Origin of the sequence: Vibrio sp. V19_P1S1T109, assembly GCF_002241375.1 — a bacterium.
GTDB lineage: Bacteria > Pseudomonadota > Gammaproteobacteria > Enterobacterales > Vibrionaceae > Vibrio > Vibrio anguillarum.
In genome coordinates this window covers 1-2,264 of the sequence record NZ_NDIM01000070.1, presented here as the reverse complement: position 1 = coordinate 2,264, position 2,264 = coordinate 1, and the positions used below count along the sequence as shown (strand labels likewise).

Below are 2,264 nucleotides of genomic sequence, written 5' to 3'. Positions count from 1 at the left end.
ATATTACCCTTGGTCTGTATATGTTCTTAGAGGTCCATCACAGAATGATTTATATTGAAATTCGGCGAAAATAATAGTTTTTTAACAATGTTTATGCAGTGTTTATATTGTGAGTGTCATATTTATTACTGCTTTTTTTATGGATGTTCATTCAATTTAAATCTCACGCAGCACTACTCCATATAGGATCGGTATTTTGGTTGGGAATTTTATGCACCAAAAACACATCGATAATTCATCGAATTGGTTAAGAATATGCACTTGAAAAGGGTATATAGTTGAATATGAGTCGAAGAAATGGGCTGTGTTAACATAACTTTCTTAATAAAACTTGATCTCACGCAGGCATTTCTAATGTAGATGTTTTGTCTGAATGGGCGTAATAGAGGACGGAAAATAAGAGATGAAATAGCAGGCGATCTGAATTTGGTGATAAAGGAATATAGGCCGCGTTTTATTTAGTCACCAAAAGTGGTTATTTATCCCAGCCGATTGCTATAAAAAATAGCCATCAAAACTAATGACTATCTAACGACGTTGAAAGCCATCATTTCCTGATTTGGCTAACGTATCATGTTTAGAACTGGGTAGCTGCGCGGCCAATGAGCCTAAGTCGACCTGCCAATAAAAAAGCCGCAATCATGCGGCTTTTAGAGGGTGTGACGCGGTTTTCACCTACGACATATCGTATCGTTCATCAGTTTGGCGCTATAGCATCGCACCTAGGCTGAGAGATAGCATAATGAATACGCACAATATGCCTAATAGTGGTGCGACCCATTTCACCCAGCGAACATAAGGTACACGAGCAATTGCTAAGCCGCCCATCACTACCGCAGAGGTTGGCGTGATGAGGTTGACTATCCCTGAAGCCGATTGGTAAGCCGTGACGACAAGGTCGCGGCCAACGCCTGCAAAGTCAGCCAATGGAGCCATGATGGGCATGGTTAATACCGCAAGGCCAGAAGACGAAGGTACAAGGAAAGAGAGAAGAATTTCCAGTAAATACATTACGTTAATAAAAATGACGGATGAAAGGCCAGTAACCATTTGCTCGGCTGAGAACAAAATAGTGTCGGTGATCATCCCGCGGTCCATGATCACCACAATGCCGCGTGCGATACCAATGATCAGCGCTACGCCTAATAGGTCTCGTGCACCATCAATAAAGCTGGTGGTGAATTCCTCTTCACTCATACGAGCAATTAAACCGATAATGATGGTTGCACCCAAGAACATCGCTGAGATCTCAGCCATCCACCATCCAGCAACAGATACCCCATAAATCATCACGCCAAAAGCGGCCGCGAAAATGGTCAAAATAACTTTGCGGGTGGCGGTGAATTCGAGTTTCTCTCCACTTTGGTTGCCAAGGAAGTGAGCTTTGTTCTCTTCGTACTTGTCGTACACAATCGATTTGCTTTGATCTGCTTGCACCATTTTCGCGTAGCGCATCACGTACAGTACACAGATAACCCAACCGACAGCTAACATTGCTAAGCGCAACATGATGCCATCAGTAAACGGAATGCCCGCTGCGTTGGCCGCAATTACGGTGGCAAACGGGTTGATAGTGGAGCCCAGCGTACCGATACCCGCGCCAAGCAGTACGGTAGCGGCGGCAACCAGTGGGTCAAAACGAGCGGCCATCATCACAGGTACGAGTAAGGTGTAGAAAGGTAAGGATTCTTCCGCCATACCGTAAATCGTACCACCTGCGGCAAACAGCGCCATCAGGATGGGTATCATCAACTCTTCACGCCCTTCAAGCCGCGCTGTTACGCGTTCAATGCCCGCATCAATCGCACCTGTTTTGGTCACTAGGCCCAAAAAGCCACCAATGACCAAAATGAACAGAGACACGTCAATCGCGGCAGCTTCGTAGCTGTTGTGGTCATAAAAGCCGTCAATCGGTGCCATCAACACATCGATCACCCCTTGTGGGTTACCTTCTGCGTGTTGATAAGTTCCCGCAATAGGCACTTCTTTGCCCAGTTCTTCATTCATGGTCCGCTGATACTGACCGGCAGGCACAATCCAGGTTAAAAGGGCCACAAGAGCAATTAGAATGAAAAGGATGGTGTAAGCGGAAGGAAACTTAAAGTTAGCAAAGAAGCCACCTTTAGGTTCCGTGGATACAGTTTGGGTTGTCATAGCGATCTCCTTACACTCAGAGAACAACGAGATTCTGAGTGTGTTCAGCGGCTAATGTTCTTCAGTCTTCCAGCCCATTAAAATATTATCTATTAGGGGTGAAAGAATAA

Annotated in this window: 1 protein-coding gene; it reads right to left on the bottom strand. The window is 45.2% G+C overall.

Annotated features, from left to right (window positions below):
• Positions 1-708: 708 nt before the first annotated feature.
• Positions 709-2,154, bottom strand: a complete 1,446-nt coding sequence (locus B9J87_RS03420) for a YfcC family protein (RefSeq protein WP_026027156.1) — start codon at positions 2,152-2,154, stop codon at positions 709-711.
• Between the last annotated feature and the right edge of the window lie 110 nt (positions 2,155-2,264).

What these genes read in the sequence shown, in the direction of transcription:
- B9J87_RS03420 (WP_026027156.1), bottom strand. Translation starts at nt 2,154, where the DNA reads ATGACAACCCAAACTGTATCCACGGAACCTAAAGGTGGCTTCTTTGCT.